Source organism: Oscillibacter sp., from assembly GCF_028693505.1.
Taxonomy (GTDB): domain Bacteria; phylum Bacillota; class Clostridia; order Oscillospirales; family Oscillospiraceae; genus Oscillibacter.
On record NZ_JAQUVF010000002.1, the window covers coordinates 64,813 to 78,726 of the forward strand.

Below are 13,914 nucleotides of genomic sequence, written 5' to 3' on the forward strand. Positions count from 1 at the left end.
TGAAATGATGGAAGAACGCTTGCAAAAATTACTCTCCGCCGCCGGGGTCTGTTCCCGCAGAGCGGCGGAGACGTACATTCAGTCCGGCCGCGTGACGGTGAACGGCGAGATCGCCCTTTTGGGCGGGCGGGCCGATCCAAGCCGGGATGAGATTTTGGTGGACGGCAAACCGCTGCGCCAGCGGGCGGAGCCTGTCTATTTGCTTTTAAATAAGCCCCGGGGCTATGTCACCACCCTCTCTGACGAGCGGGGGCGGCAGACCGTGGCGGACCTGACGGCGGACTGCGGCGCGCGGGTGTTTCCCGCGGGGCGGCTGGATCTGGATTCGGAGGGGCTGCTGGTGATGACCAACGACGGCGAGCTGATGCAGCATCTGCTCCATCCCCGGGGGGAGATCGAAAAGACCTATCGCGTGTCGGTCCGGGGACCGGTGATTGGGGCCGCGCAGCGACTGGCCGCCGTGCGGGAGCTGGAGGGGGAGACCATCCGTCCCGCCCAGGTGCTGCTGGTGCAGGGCACAGCGCAGGCGGCGGAGCTGGAAATCACCATCCACGAGGGGAAAAACCGCCAGATCCGCCGGATGTGCGCCGCCTGCGATCTGACGGTGAAGCGGCTGCGGCGGGTGAGGGAACACTCGCTGGAGCTGGGCGACCTGCCGTGTGGCAAGTGGCGACGGCTGACGCAGGAAGAGATTGCGGCCCTGAAAAACGCATAAAAGGAGCGCGGAATGGTGCCGCGTTCCTTTTTTTGCAAGTTTCAAAAAAAATCCTGCAAATTTTGTTTGAATTAGACGGGTTTTGTGTTACAATACGGCAGGACGAAAAACGCCGGGACCCAAGTGCCCGGATACGGAAATCACGGAGGGAAAGACCGTGGCGAAGAATATTTTACATAGCATTGAAAGCAGCATGAGCAGTTTTTCCAAGGGACAAAAGCGGATCGCCGCCTACATGCTGGAAAATTACGACAAAGCCGCCTTTATGACCGCCAGCAAGCTGGGAACGCTGGTGGGCGTGAGCGAATCCACGGTGGTGCGCTTTGCCTCGGAGCTGGGCTACGACGGGTATCCCAGTATGCAGCGGGCGCTGCAGGAGATCATTCGCAGCCGCCTCACGTCCACCCAGCGCATCAAGGCGGCGGGGGAGCTGTTTGACCGGCAGGACGTGCTGGGCGCGGTGCTCCATTCGGACATGGAAAAGCTGCGGGAGGTGGCGGCGGACGCCGACCGGAAGGCCTTCGACGATGTGGTGCAGCGGATTCAAAATGCCCGCCATATCTACATTTTGGGCGTGCGCTCCTCCACCTTTGTGGCGGGCTATCTGAATTTTTACATGCATCTGCTGTTTGAAAACGTGACGATGGTGCAGTCCAGCGCGGCGGGAGAGATTTTGGAGCAGCTCTTTCGCATCGGGCCGGAGGATGTGATGATCGCCATCAGCTTCCCCCGGTATTCCCGGGTCACCGTGAACACGGTGAAATTTGCCCAGGACCGGGGCGCTTCCATCATCGCCGTCACGGACAACGAGCTTTCTCCGGTCTATCAGATGTCCGACGCGGCGCTGCTGGCGCCCTGCGAGATGATCTCCTTTGTGGACTCCATGGTGGCCCCGCTGTCTCTCATGAACGCGCTGCTGGTGGCACTGGCTGCCAACAAGGGCGCGGACGTATCCAGCACGTTTGCCCAGCTGGAAGATATTTGGAATGAATACGGTGTATTTGGAAAGATGGACGATGAATAAAAAAATAACAATTGTGGGCGGCGGAGCCGCCGGTATGATGGCCGCCATCTGCGCGGCGGAGCGGGGCGCCGCGGTGACGCTGCTGGAGCCCGGCGAGCGACTGGGCAAAAAACTGAATATTACCGGAAAGGGCCGCTGCAATGTGACCAACAACGCCGACCGGGAGACGCTTTTATCCAACGTACCCCGGAATGCCAAATTCCTTTACAGCGCCTTTTCCCGCTTTGACGGGCGGGACGCCATGGCTTTTTTTGAAGCCCTTGGCGTGCCCCTCAAGACAGAGCGGGGCAACCGGGTGTTTCCCGTCAGCGACCGGTCCTTTGACGTCAGCGGCGCGCTGGAAAAGCGGCTGCGGGGGCTGAAGGTGAAGCTGGTCCGGGACCGGGCGCTTCGCGTGGACACGGCGGAGGGGCGCGTTTGCGGCGTGACAGGGGACCGGGGAAAATACCCGGCCGACGCCGTCATTCTCGCCACCGGGGGCGTTTCCTATCCCGCCACCGGCTCCACCGGAGAGGGACACCGCATGGCTGCCGACTTGGGTCACACCGTCACGCCGCTGCGGGGCTCGCTGGTGCCCCTGCGGGAAAAGGGGAACCTGTGCGCCCGGATGCAGGGGCTGAGCCTGCGCAACGTGGAGCTGACGGTGCTGGAGAACGGGAAGAAGATTCACTCCGATTTCGGAGAGCTGCTCTTCACCCACTTCGGTGTCAGCGGTCCGCTGGTGCTCTCCGCCTCCGCTCACATGCGCCGCTTCGACCAGAAGGACTACCGGCTGGAAATCGATTTGAAGCCCGCGCTGGACGAACAGACACTGGATCGGCGGCTGCTTTCGGACTTTGGAAAATACGCCAACTCCGATTTTGACAACGCGTTGAACGATCTGCTGCCCCAGAAGATCATCCCCGTGCTGGTGGAGCTGACGGGGATTCCGCCCCATCAGAAGGTCCACGAGCTGACGCGAGAGCAGCGCCACACCCTCTTGGTGCTTTTGAAGCACTTCCCCATCGAGGTGGCAGGCCCCTGCCCGGTGACGGACGCCATTGTCACCTCCGGCGGCATCAAAATCAGCGAAATTAACCCAACCACTATGGAATCAAAGCTTGTAAAGGGACTATACTTTGCAGGAGAACTGATCGATACAGACGCCTACACCGGCGGCTTCAACCTGCAAATCGCCTGGGCCACCGGCCGGGCGGCGGGCCTGGCCGCAGCGGAGGAGGATACGTTATGACAGGAGAGAACCATGCTATGAAAGCCATCGCCATCGACGGCCCCTCCGGCGCGGGCAAGAGCACGCTGGCCCGCAGCATTGCCAAGACGCTGGGCTATCTCTATGTGGATACCGGGGCCATCTACCGCACCATCGGCTGCTTTACCCGGGAAAACCGCATCGACCCCAAGGATGAAGCGGCGGTGCTCGCGGCGCTGCCAAGGCTGCGTCTGGAGATCACCTACGGCGCGGACGGCTTGCAGCACATGCTGCTCCGTGGCCGAGACGTGACGGAGGAGATTCGCCTGCCGGAGATGTCCCTTTGCGCTTCGGCGGTGTCGGCCCACCCCGGCGTACGGGCATATCTCTTGGAGATGCAGCGCCGGCTGGCCCGGGAGAATAACGTGGTGATGGACGGACGGGACATCGGCACCGTGGTGCTGCCGGAGGCGGATGTGAAGGTGTTTCTCACCGCGTCGCCGGAGGAGCGCGCCCGCCGCCGGATGCTGGAATTAGAGGAGCGGGGAACGCCCCAGTCCTTTGAGACAATCCTTCGGGAGATCGGGGAGCGGGACTGGAACGACACCCACCGCGCCGCCGCGCCGCTGCGCCAGGCGGAGGACGCCGTGGCGCTGGACACCACCGGGCTTTCCTTCCGGCAGAGCGAAGAGGCGCTTTTGCGCATCATCAAAGAGAGGATACCGGCATGAAACCATTCAACCCGCTGTTTGTGTTTATCTATTATGTGGTGGGCTTCGTCTCCGCCGTTTTGCACCCCACCACCGTGGAGGGGATGGAGGACCTGCCCAAAAGCGGCGTCTTGCTGTGCCCCAACCACGCCAGCAACTGGGACCCCATTCTGGTGGCGCTGCGTCTGCCGGTGAATTACCGGCTGCACATCATGGCCAAGGAGGAGCTGTTCCGCAACCGGCTTTTGGGGTGGCTCCTTTCCAAGGTCGGCGCGTTTCCCGTCAGCCGGGGCAGCAACGATATCCAGTCCGTCAAGACCGCCATTCAGGCCGTCAAGGCCGGGGACAACCTGCTGATCTTTCCGGAGGGCACGGTGATCCGGGGCGGCATCGGCTGCGCGGACGGTCTGCCCGCCCACGCCAAGGGCGGCGTCGCCATGATCGGCGTGCGCACCGGGGCGATTTTGGTGCCGGTGTTCGTGGACGGGGAGAAGAAGCTCTTTCACCGGACCCGCATCATCTTCGGCAAGCCCTATCAGCCCGTTTACACCGGGCGCCACGGCACGGCGGAGGAGATGCAGAAGATCGCCGACGACCTTTTAGAGTCGGCCTACGCCTTGGGCGGACAGGCCGTGGGAGGAAAAGCGCTATGTCCGAAGGCGTGATTTTGGCCAAGAGCGCCGGGTTTTGCTACGGCGTGCAGCGGGCGGTGGAGCTGGCGGAGGAAACCGCCGCCCACACCGGCGGGTGCTGGATGCTGGGCGATCTCATTCACAACGCCCACGTGGTGCAGGAACTGGCCCGGCAGGGCATCCGCAAAACGGCGGACGCGGACGCTTTGCAGCCGGGGGACACGGTGGTCATCCGCTCCCACGGGGAAGTGAAAAGCGTGCTGGACGGTCTTGCCGCCCGGGGCGTTGCCTGCGTCAACGCCACCTGTCCCAACGTCTGCCGCATCCAGAAGCTGGTGGCGCAGGCGGAGCAGGAGGGACGCCGCCCCGTCATCATCGGCGAGATGGAGCATCCGGAGGTGGTGGGCGTGGCCAGCTGGTGCCTGCATCCACTGGTATTTGACGGGCCGGAGGCGGTGCGCGCGTGGCTTGCCAAAGGCGGGGATCGGGGCGCGCCGCTGACGGTGGTTGCCCAGACCACCTGCATTCGTGAACTTTTTGAAACTTCTTCAAAAATCTTAAAAAAAGAGTGTACAAACGTCAAAATCTTTGATACAATATGCAATGCTACGCATAAGCGTCAAACGGAGGCGGCGGAGATTGCCGGAAACGTGGACGTGATGGTTGTGGTGGGGGACCGTAAGAGCGCCAACACCAAACATTTAACGGAAATTTGCAGACAAAGATGCTCCCGCGTCTTTCAAATTGAGAAGGCGGACGAGCTCTCTGCGGATTTTTTCGACGGTTGTTTTGTCGCGGGACTTACGGCCGGTGCTTCCACACCTGCTGGCATCATTAAGGAGGTATATGCAACGATGAGTGAAGAAATCAAGGCCGCCGAGGTCAAAGAAGAATCCTTTGAGGAACTGCTGAATCAGTCTTTCAAAACTTTAAATACAGGAGAGAAGGTAACCGGCATCGTGACCGCCATCACCCCGACCGAGGTGCAGGTGGACGTGGGCGCCAAGCAGGCGGCTTACATCAAGATGAGCGAGCTGAGCGACGACCCCGGCGTGAAGCCCGAGGATATCGTGAAGGTCGGCGACGAGATCGAGACCGTGATCGTCCGCGTCAACGACGTGGAAGGTTTCGCCGAGCTGAGCAAGAAGCGTCTGGACTCCATTAAGGTCTGGGAGAACATCGAGCAGGCTGTGGACGACAAGACTGTTCTCGAGGGTATCGTCACGGAGGAGAACAAGGGCGGCATCGTGGTTTCCGTCAAGGGCGTCCGGGTGTTCGTGCCCGCCTCCCAGAGCGGTCAGCCCCGCGGCGCTGATCTCACCTCCATGATCAAGCAGAAGGTCCAGCTGCGCATTACCGAGGTCAACCGCGCCCGCCGCCGTGTGGTCGGCTCTATCCGCTCCGTGGCGGACGAGGCCCGCAAGGCCGCGCAGGAGCAGGTCTGGTCCTCCATCGAGGCCGGCAAGCACTACACCGGCACCGTGAAGTCCATGACTTCTTACGGCGTGTTCGTGGACATCGGCGGCGTGGACGGTATGGTACATATCTCCGAGCTGAGCTGGAGCCGTATCAAGACCCCCTCCGAGGTCTGCAAGGTCGGCGATACCATGGAAGTGTACGTCATCGCCTTTGATGCCGAAAAGCACAAGATCTCTCTGGGCGTGAAGGATCGCAGCATCGATCCCTGGGACGTCTTTATGGACAAGTACGGTGTGGGCGACGTGGTTTCCGTCCGCATTGTGAAGCTGATGACCTTCGGCGCCTTTGCCGAAGTGGTCCCCGGCGTGGACGGCCTCATCCATATCTCCCAGATCGCCGACCGCCGCATCGAGAAGCCTGAGGATGTTTTGTCCGAGGGCCAGATGGTCGACGCGAAGATCACCGCCATCGACGAGGAGAAGAAGAAGATCTCCCTCTCCATCCGCGCCCTGCTGACCTCTGACGAGGAAGGCGAGGAGTTCGTGGAGGAGTAAGTTCCGCCATTGAAAGAGACAGGCTGTCGGCCTGTCTCTTTTTTCACAAAATTTTGTGATTTTTTTCACGATTTCGATTGCATTTCAGAAAACAGCATGCTATACTGAATTTACGTAGTATGATGACGCAAGCGACGTCTGAGGCGAATGCAAGGTTTTTCATGGATTCCGGTAGGAGAAGGCCTCTTCAAAAGAGAGAACATAGAAACGTAATGGAGGAAGCATCATGAGCTATCAGGAAGAATATCGGCAGAAGCTGACCTCCGCCGACGAGGCGGTCAAGGTCGTGCATTCCGGCATGTGGCTGGACTACGGCTGGAGCGTCTGCACTGCCAATGCGCTGGACCGGGCGCTGGCAAAGCGGGCAGGGGAGCTGACCGACGTGAAGGTCCGGGGCGGCATTTTGACCCACCGTCCCGCCATTTTCGATGTGCCAAACGCTGCGGAGCATTTCACCTGGAACTCCTGGCACATGAGCGGTGTGGAGCGCAAAGCCATTTCCGAGGGCATTGCCTACTACGCGCCCATCCGCTATTCCGAGCTGCCCGGCTATTACCGCGATTGCATCAAGTCTCTGGATGTCGCCATGTTTCAGGTGGCGCCCATGGACGCCCATGGCTTTTTCAACTTTGGCCCCGGCGGGTCCCATCTCAAGGCGGTGTGCGAGTGCGCCAAGACCGTCATCGTGGAGGTCAACCGGAACATGCCGGTGTGCCTTGGCGGCTTTGAAAACTGCGTCCACATCAGCGACGTCGCCATGATCGTGGAGGGCGAAAATCCCCCCATCGACACGCTGGGCGGCTCCGGTGAGGCTTCGGACGTGGATCTGGCGGTGGCCAATCTGGTGGTACCCGAGATTCCCAACGGGGCCTGCTTGCAGCTTGGCATCGGCTCCATGCCCAATACCATCGGCAAGATGATCGCGGAGAGCGATTTGAAGGATCTGGGCGTACACACGGAGATGTACGTGGACGCCTTTGTGGATATGTCCGCCGCCGGAAAGGTCACTGGCGCCTGCAAGCCCTTTGACCGCTACCGCCAGACCTACGCCTTCGCCGCCGGTACCCAGAAGCTCTACGACTTCCTCGACAACAACCCCGCCTGCATGGCGGCTCCGGTGAGTTATGTGAACGATATTGCCCGGGTCTCCCAGATCGATAACTTCATCTCCATCAACGGCGCGGTGGATATCGACCTCTATGGGCAGGTGTCCTCCGAGTCCTCCGGCACCCACCACATCTCCGGCGCGGGCGGACAGCAGGACTTTGTGCTGGGCGCGTATCTCTCCAAGGGCGGCAAGAGCTTCATCTGCTGCAGCTCCACCGTGCTGGACAAAAAGACCGGGCAGCTCCACTCCCGCATTCGCCCCACTTTGGCGGAGGGCAGCGTGGTCACGGCCACCCGCACCAACCTCCACTGGCTGGTGACGGAGTACGGCAAGTTCAATGCCAAGGGCAAGTCCGCCTGGGAGCGGGCGGAGGGCCTCATTTCCATTGCCCACCCCCAGTTCCGGGAGGAGCTGATCGCCCAGGCGGAGAAAATGCACATCTGGCGCCGCTCCAACAAAAAATAAGCGCCTGCCCTTTTCGTTTCCGGCGGACAGCACCTTGCTGTCCGCCTTTTTTTGCATATTTCCCACAACAAAGTTGCCGTTTTTCAAAAAAACACTTGTAAAAACGAGAGAAATAGCCTATAATAAATTTGTATTCGTATGTTGTTTTACAAGAAGAGGGGGCGGCCGCAACGTGTGCCTGCCCAGCGGACCGGAAAGGGAAAGGGCGTGTCATGTTCAAGGTCGGAGATCTTGTCGTGCATCCCATGCACGGCGCGGGCGTCATCGATAGCATTGTTCAAGAGCGCATCGCGGGGGCTGTTCAGGAATACTATGTATTCAAGATGCCCCTCGGCGGACTTCTGCTGAAGATCCCGGTGACCAACAGCCACGTCATCGGCGTGCGGGAGATCGTCACCCCAACGGAGGCAGAGTCGCTGCTCTCCGCCATTCCCGATTTGACGGTAGAGGTCAACGCCAACTGGAACAAGCGCTATCAGGAGAATATGCTGCGGCTCAAAAGCGGCGACCTCTACGAGGTGGCGCGGGTGGTCAAGGCATTGATGCACCGAGAGAGCCGGCGGGGGTTATCCACCGGGGAGCGCAAAATGCTCCATAATGCCAAGCAAATTTTGATCTCAGAGATCGTATTGACGGAAAAAGCGGAGTACGGCGAAGTGGAGGCCCGGGTGGACCGGGCGATGATGGATCTTCCCGGATCGTGATGTGGAGGGAACTTGAGCGATGTTTACCTGGCTGAAAAAGCGGCTGCGCGCGGAAAGTCCCCGCTGCGCCGCACTGGTGGCGGCGGCGGGCAGCTCCAGCCGCATGGGCGGCGTGAACAAGCTGCTGGAAATGCTTGGCGATATGCCGGTGCTGGTGCGGACACTGACGGCGCTCCAGCAGGCGGAGCTGGTAGATGAGATCATTGTGGCGACGCGGGAAGAGGATCTGGTGGAAATCTCCCGCCTTTGCCGGCTTTACGGTATTACCAAGTGCACGAAGGTCGTCCGCGGCGGAAAAAACCGGGTCCACTCCGTGCTGCTGGCTGCGCTGGAGGCATCGCCGGAGACGGCGCTTCTGGCCGTGCAGGACGGCGCCCGCCCGCTGGTGACGCCGGAGCTGATCGACCGCACCATCGCAGCCGCCGCCAACTGCGGCGCGGCGGCCCCCGCCGTGGCTGTGAAGGACACGGTGAAGCAGGTACGGCAGGATGGCGCGGTGGTCCAGACGCTGGAGCGGGACGCGCTGCGGGCGGTGCAGACGCCGCAGGTGTTTGAAGCGGGTCTACTGAAGGCCGCCTTGCAGGACGCGCTGGAAAAAGACGCCCCCGTCACAGACGATTGCTCCGCCGTGGAGCGGCTGGGCAAGCAGGTGTTTTTGGTGGAGGGCGAGGAGCGCAATCTCAAGATCACGACGCCCATCGATCTGGTGCTGGCGGCGGCGATTTTGGAGAGCGAGGAGACACGGGCATGACGAATCTGCGCATTGGACAGGGCTATGACGTCCACCGCCTGACGCCCGGGCGCAAGCTGATCCTCGGCGGGGTGGAGATCGCGTGGGAGCGGGGCCTTCTGGGCCATTCCGACGCCGACGTGCTGACCCACGCCGTGATGGACGCCCTTGCGGGCGCGGCGAGACTGGGGGACATCGGCAGGCTCTTTCCGGATACGGACCCCGCCTACGCCGGTATCTCCAGCTTGAAGCTGCTCTCGAGAGTGGGCGCGCTGCTGGGGGAGCAGGGCTTCGCCGTGGTCAATTTGGACGCCACGCTGTTGGCGCAGGCGCCCAAGATCGGGCCGTATAAAGAGCAAATGGCGGAAAATCTGGCGGCAGCCATAGGGATCGACCCACAGTGCGTGAACGTGAAAGCCACCACGGAAGAGGGTCTCGGCTTCACGGGGGAGGGCCTTGGCATGGCCGCCCACGCGGTAGTGCTGCTGGAAAAAATCCGATAGGAAAGGACGCGCGGCGGCGCGTCTTTTTTTTCACACCTTTTCCGCTCGCCTCCATAAGATGGGTAGAGAGGAGGAGTGTTTGTGGAGCACTATTTGATTCTTGCCCGCTCCGTCACCTACGCCCAGCGTATGCAGAAGGCGCTTGACCGGGCGGGTATTCGCTGCCAGATTTCTCGCGCGCCGCGAGATCTGACGGACCTTGGCTGCGCCTATATCGTGCGCGTTGCCGTTTCCGATCTGACGTCGGCGCTGATCGCACTTCACGGGGAACGCTTGGACCCCGTTCAAATATTTTTATATCAACGCGGCGTTTACAGGGAGGTGGGCCCGTGATCTACCTGGACAGCGCGGCAACGACGTTTCAAAAACCGCCTGCCGTGGCCGATGCCATGCAGGAAGCGCTTGCCACCATGAGCTCTCCCGGCCGGGGAGGACACCACGCCGCCATGAAGGCCGCCCAGACCGCATTCGCCTGCCGCAGCGAGCTGGCGGAGTATTTCCATCTTGCCAATCCCGAGCAGGTGGTGTTCACCCTGAACGCCACCCACGCCCTGAATATCGCCATCAAAAGTCTGGTCCCGCCCGGCGGGCGGGCGGTGATCTCCGGCTATGAGCACAACGCCGTCACCCGGCCGCTCGCGGCGCTGGGGGCGCAGGTGTCCGTGGCGGAAGCGCCGCTGTTCCAGCCCAAGGCGGTCACCGCCGCCTTTGAGCGACTGATCGTCCCCGGTGTGGACGCGGTGATCTGCAACCACGTCTCCAATGTGTTCGGCTTCGTCCAGCCGGTGGAGGACATTGCGGCGCTGTGCCGCCAGCGAGGCGTGCCGCTGATCATCGACGCCTCTCAGTCGGCAGGCGTGCTTCCGCTGAACATGGCCGCTCTGGGAGCGGCTTTTATCGCCATGCCGGGCCACAAGGGTCTCTACGGTCCCCAGGGCACCGGCGTTTTGCTCTGCGGGGACGGCGTCCCCACCCACACCTTACTGGAAGGCGGCACCGGCAGCCTTTCCGTGCAGCAGGAGATGCCGGACTTTTTGCCCGACCGTCTGGAGGCCGGGACTCACAACATGCCCGGGATCTCCGGACTCCTTGCCGGGTTGCGCTATGTCCGGGAGCGGGGGGAGGAGGCCATCTGCCAGAAGGAGCGCCAGATGACGCTGATGACGGCGGAGAGTCTGCGGGCCATGCCGGGGGTACGGGTTTATGCCATGCCGGGACTGCGGGACCAGACGGGCGTGCTGTCCTTTACGGTGGAGGGCCGGGACGTGGAGGAGATTGGGGATGCGCTGGCGCAGCAGGAGATCGCCGTGCGCGCGGGACTCCACTGCGCGCCGCAGGCCCACCGCAGCGCGGGGACGCTGGATACCGGCACCGTGCGTCTGAGCTTTTCCGATTTCAATACCCAGGAGGAAATCTACCATTTTCTGACGGTTTTCCGGGGCCTGATTCCTTGATTTTTCTGAACAGTCCGTGAATTTTCCCCCGGTTTACCTTGCAATCTACCAGTATTTTTTATATAATCAATATATTCATGGCCTGAGGAGGATGATGACGTCTCAATGGAACAGAACTTTATGGAGCTGCCCGCCGTCATCGGCCGCTACCTGCTCACAATTCAGGTTACGGACGTATTGGATATCGCGATCATGGCCTTTGTGATGTACAAGGTGCTCATACTGGTGCAAAGCACAAAGGCCGCCAGCCTGCTCAAGGGACTCTTCGTCTTTCTCGCCGCGCTGGTGGTTTCCTACCTGCTCCACCTGAACGGGATCAACTATATCATGAGCAAGATGGTGGAATGGGGCGTTCTGGCGCTGATCATCCTCTTCCAGCCGGAGATTCGGCGGGTTTTGGAGCAGATGGGCAGCCGCCGTTTTATCGCCTTTTTCACCCACACGGAATCCGGAAACACGCTGGAACAGACCATCGGTCAAACGGTGCTGGCCTGCACGGAGATGTCTCAGAGCCGCACCGGCGCCCTGATCGTGTTTGAACGGGAAATGCTGCTGGACGACATGGTCCGCAGCGGGACGGTGCTGGACGCCGCCGTTTCCAGCGAGCTTTTGAAAAACATCTTCTTCGTGAAGGCCCCCATGCACGACGGCGCGGTCATCATCCGCGGCGGGCGGGTGCTGGGCGCGGGCTGCATGCTGCCGCTGAGCAAAAACGTCAACCTCTCCCGGGACCTTGGTATGCGGCACCGGGCGGGCATCGGCATGAGCGAAAACTCCGACGCGGTGGTGGTCATCGTCTCCGAGGAGACCGGGTCCATCTCCGTGGCCATCGGCGGCATGCTCAAGCGCCACCTGAAGCCGGAAACACTGGAAAACCTCCTGCGGAACGAGCTGCTCCCGCAGGAGGAGCCCGGGGCGGACAAGCAGAAGTTCCAGCTGACAAGTCTGCTGCGCACCAAAAAGAACGGGGGTGCGGACGATGAACAGTGAGAGAATCAGCCGCAGAAAGGCGCTTTATATCGTTCTTTCCATTCTGGTGGCCGCCGCCATCTGGTTTTTCGTGGACCAGATCACCGGTCCCAGCAACGGGCCAAGGACCCGCCCCCGGGTCATTGCGGACATCCCCATCGAGTATATCAACGAAAGCAGCCTCACGGACCGTGGCCTCATGCTGGTGGAGGACGGGACGGACCGCACCATCGACCTCACGATGGAGGGCACCCGCTGGCTGGTCTCCTGTCTGGACCGGGACGATATCCGCGTGACGGTGGACCTGAACAACGCGGAAAGCGCGGGCGAACAGAACATCGGCTATAAGATTGCCTACACCGACCGCCGCTTTTCCAGCGACACCATTAAGGTCAAGGACGCCAGCATCTATTCCGCCGCCGTAAACATCAGCGAGCTGTACAGCCGGACCGTGGAGGTCCGCTGCGAGCTGACGGGCAATGTGGCGGAGGGCTTCTCCGCCGGACAGGTCCAGCTCTCCCACAACGCGCTGGAGATTCAGGGGCAGGCGGCGGACATCGACCCCGTCAGCTACGCTAAGGTGACCTTCGACATCGGGCAGAACGCGGAGGAGACCGTTTCCCAGACGCTGGCGCTGCAATTCTATGACAAGAACGATCAGGCGCTCGATAGCGTCGGCATCCATCCCGAAACGGAAACCGTGCAGGCCACCCTCCCGGTGTTCGTCACCAAGGAGCTGCGCCTGAAAATGAACTTTGTCGATGCTCCCGGCGCCCGGATGGGGAATGTTTCCTACGAAATCCAGCCCGCCACCATCACCGTCTCCGGCGACGCCTCCAAGCTCAAGGATGTGGAGAGCATCACGCTGGACCGGTTTGACCTGCTGACGCTGCGCTCCGGCGCCAATACCCACACCTATCCCATCACCGTGCCGGAGGGGTGCCAGAACCTCAGCGGCGTGACCCGGGCCACACTGCAAATCGCCTTCAAGGACATGGCCTCCGCCTCGGTGACCACCGACCGCTTCCAGTACCGCAGCCTGCCCGAAGGGCGGGCCGTGGACATCCTGACCCAGGAGATGACCGTGGAGATCTTCGGCATTGGCGCGGATGTGGCCGCCATCACCGGCGAGGATCTGACTGTGACGGCGGATCTGGGCGATTACGGCGCAGCACTTGGCACCTACACGGTGCCCGCCGTCATCGAAACCACCTCCGGCAAGGACATCGGTGTTTCCGGCAGCTATCAGGTGCAGGTCACCATCCGGGAACCGGAGACGGAACAGGAAGCCGAACCGGCTGAATAATTTAGGAGAACAACTATGACCCAAATTGCAACGGTTGAACGTATCATCGATTCCAATTACGCGGAGATTTCCGTTCCCCGCAAATCCGCCTGCGGACACGACTGCGAGGAGTGCGCCGGCTGCGGCGTCTCCGGCGCCAGCGTCCACGCCAAGGCATCAAACCCCATCGACGCAAGACCCGGCCAAAAAGTGGTGGTGGAGAGCGACACAAAAAAGATGCTGCGCATTGTGGCGCTGGTCTATCTCACGCCGGTGGTGCTCTTCCTTCTGGGATACCTGCTCACCGCGTTTCTGAGCGACAGCGTGGGCATGCAGTATTTCGTGGCCATCCTCGGCTTTGCCGCCGGGATCGCGGCGGCCATCGCTTACGACCGCAGGCTGCGCGCGCGGGGCGGGCTGTCCTTTACCATCAGGCGTCTGTTCTAAGCGCCC

15 protein-coding genes are annotated in these 13,914 nt (G+C 61.3%); all 15 read left to right on the forward strand.

From position 1 onward, the window contains the following. Positions 1 to 7 precede the first annotated feature (7 nt). The 15 genes from PHI30_RS01180 (at position 8) to PHI30_RS01250 (ending at position 13,908) form a co-directional block, all read left to right on the forward strand. The gene (locus tag PHI30_RS01180) at positions 8 to 715 is read left to right on the forward strand and encodes a pseudouridine synthase (protein ID WP_300022765.1); all 708 of its coding nucleotides are present in this window, start codon (positions 8 to 10) and stop codon (positions 713 to 715) included. A 157-nt stretch (positions 716 to 872) separates the two neighbouring features. Beyond that, complete coding sequence (locus PHI30_RS01185; RefSeq protein WP_300022768.1) at positions 873 to 1,739, forward strand: MurR/RpiR family transcriptional regulator; 867 nt, start codon at positions 873 to 875, stop codon at positions 1,737 to 1,739. After that, positions 1,732 to 2,970, forward strand: a complete 1,239-nt coding sequence (locus PHI30_RS01190; protein ID WP_300022771.1) for an NAD(P)/FAD-dependent oxidoreductase — start codon at positions 1,732 to 1,734, stop codon at positions 2,968 to 2,970. The genes PHI30_RS01185 and PHI30_RS01190 overlap by 8 nt, the downstream gene beginning before the upstream one ends. Next, positions 2,967 to 3,659, forward strand: a complete 693-nt coding sequence (gene cmk / locus PHI30_RS01195; protein WP_300022773.1) for a (d)CMP kinase — start codon at positions 2,967 to 2,969, stop codon at positions 3,657 to 3,659. Before PHI30_RS01190 ends, cmk begins: the two co-directional genes overlap by 4 nt. After that, positions 3,656 to 4,303 carry a 1-acyl-sn-glycerol-3-phosphate acyltransferase gene (locus PHI30_RS01200; RefSeq protein WP_300022776.1) on the forward strand — a complete coding sequence of 216 codons (648 nt, stop codon included), beginning with the start codon at positions 3,656 to 3,658 and terminating at the stop codon, positions 4,301 to 4,303. Before cmk ends, PHI30_RS01200 begins: the two co-directional genes overlap by 4 nt. Next, positions 4,288 to 6,243 carry a bifunctional 4-hydroxy-3-methylbut-2-enyl diphosphate reductase/30S ribosomal protein S1 gene (locus tag PHI30_RS01205; RefSeq protein WP_300022779.1) on the forward strand — a complete coding sequence of 652 codons (1,956 nt, stop codon included), beginning with the start codon at positions 4,288 to 4,290 and terminating at the stop codon, positions 6,241 to 6,243. Before PHI30_RS01200 ends, PHI30_RS01205 begins: the two co-directional genes overlap by 16 nt. A 226-nt stretch (positions 6,244 to 6,469) precedes the next feature. Beyond that, positions 6,470 to 7,816 (forward strand): butyryl-CoA:acetate CoA-transferase, encoded by a 1,347-nt coding sequence (locus PHI30_RS01210; protein WP_300022782.1) that lies wholly within the window; start codon positions 6,470 to 6,472, stop codon positions 7,814 to 7,816. Positions 7,817 to 8,028: 212 nt separating this feature from the next. Next, the gene (locus PHI30_RS01215) at positions 8,029 to 8,520 is read left to right on the forward strand and encodes a CarD family transcriptional regulator (RefSeq protein ID WP_300022786.1); all 492 of its coding nucleotides are present in this window, start codon (positions 8,029 to 8,031) and stop codon (positions 8,518 to 8,520) included. A 19-nt stretch (positions 8,521 to 8,539) separates the two neighbouring features. Next, entirely contained in the window at positions 8,540 to 9,271 is a 732-nt protein-coding gene (ispD, locus tag PHI30_RS01220) for a 2-C-methyl-D-erythritol 4-phosphate cytidylyltransferase (RefSeq protein WP_300022789.1), read from the forward strand. Then, the gene (gene ispF / locus PHI30_RS01225; protein WP_300022792.1) at positions 9,268 to 9,753 is read left to right on the forward strand and encodes a 2-C-methyl-D-erythritol 2,4-cyclodiphosphate synthase; all 486 of its coding nucleotides are present in this window, start codon (positions 9,268 to 9,270) and stop codon (positions 9,751 to 9,753) included. Before ispD ends, ispF begins: the two co-directional genes overlap by 4 nt. Positions 9,754 to 9,834: 81 nt before the next feature. After that, the gene (locus PHI30_RS01230) at positions 9,835 to 10,086 is read left to right on the forward strand and encodes a DUF3343 domain-containing protein (protein ID WP_300022795.1); all 252 of its coding nucleotides are present in this window, start codon (positions 9,835 to 9,837) and stop codon (positions 10,084 to 10,086) included. Beyond that, positions 10,083 to 11,207, forward strand: coding sequence for an aminotransferase class V-fold PLP-dependent enzyme (locus PHI30_RS01235; RefSeq protein ID WP_300022798.1), 1,125 nt, complete (start codon positions 10,083 to 10,085; stop codon positions 11,205 to 11,207). The genes PHI30_RS01230 and PHI30_RS01235 overlap by 4 nt, the downstream gene beginning before the upstream one ends. Before the next feature lie 105 nt (positions 11,208 to 11,312). Beyond that, positions 11,313 to 12,197 carry a diadenylate cyclase CdaA gene (gene cdaA / locus PHI30_RS01240; RefSeq protein ID WP_300022801.1) on the forward strand — a complete coding sequence of 295 codons (885 nt, stop codon included), beginning with the start codon at positions 11,313 to 11,315 and terminating at the stop codon, positions 12,195 to 12,197. Next, positions 12,187 to 13,482 carry a CdaR family protein gene (locus PHI30_RS01245; RefSeq protein WP_300022804.1) on the forward strand — a complete coding sequence of 432 codons (1,296 nt, stop codon included), beginning with the start codon at positions 12,187 to 12,189 and terminating at the stop codon, positions 13,480 to 13,482. Before cdaA ends, PHI30_RS01245 begins: the two co-directional genes overlap by 11 nt. Positions 13,483 to 13,497: 15 nt before the next feature. Then, complete coding sequence (locus PHI30_RS01250; RefSeq protein WP_300022806.1) at positions 13,498 to 13,908, forward strand: SoxR reducing system RseC family protein; 411 nt, start codon at positions 13,498 to 13,500, stop codon at positions 13,906 to 13,908. The last annotated feature ends 6 nt before the right edge of the window (positions 13,909 to 13,914 follow it).